Raw genomic sequence first — 358 nt, 5'->3', positions numbered from 1 at the left:
AAATACCTGTTTTCTAACAGCGCTCTCCGCACCATCGTGCTGAGCGCTATTTTAGAATTATTATAGTGTTGGTATTTAGAATATCTATAAAAACGTCAGGTTGGCGTATTAATTTTTTGTAACAATAAAAATACGTCTGAAAAATGTGGAGAAGGCCGCTCTCAGATCAGTTTGTTTTAAGAACGCACCGGGATAGCCAGCTGATAACAGTGCATTTCATCCTCAATTCCGCAATATTTCCAGCCAATATGTATGAAAAACCGGCATGCCCTGTCATTATCCTGTGCCACATAGGCTACCCAGTTTCGGGCAAGCGGATGCCCCTCCCAGTTCATAACCTCTGCAACAATCCTCTGCC

At 42.7% G+C, this 358-nt stretch carries 1 protein-coding gene; it reads right to left on the bottom strand.

Features of this window, described 5'->3' with window-relative positions:
* Window positions 1-176: 176 nt before the first annotated feature.
* Window positions 177-358 (bottom strand): hypothetical protein (locus HBA93_RS19400; protein WP_221724383.1); only part of this gene is annotated, 182 nt, incomplete at its 5' end.

Source organism: Ochrobactrum sp. SFR4, from assembly GCF_019730395.1.
GTDB lineage: Bacteria > Pseudomonadota > Alphaproteobacteria > Rhizobiales > Rhizobiaceae > Pseudochrobactrum.
This window is presented reverse-complemented; position numbering and strand designations above follow the sequence as displayed.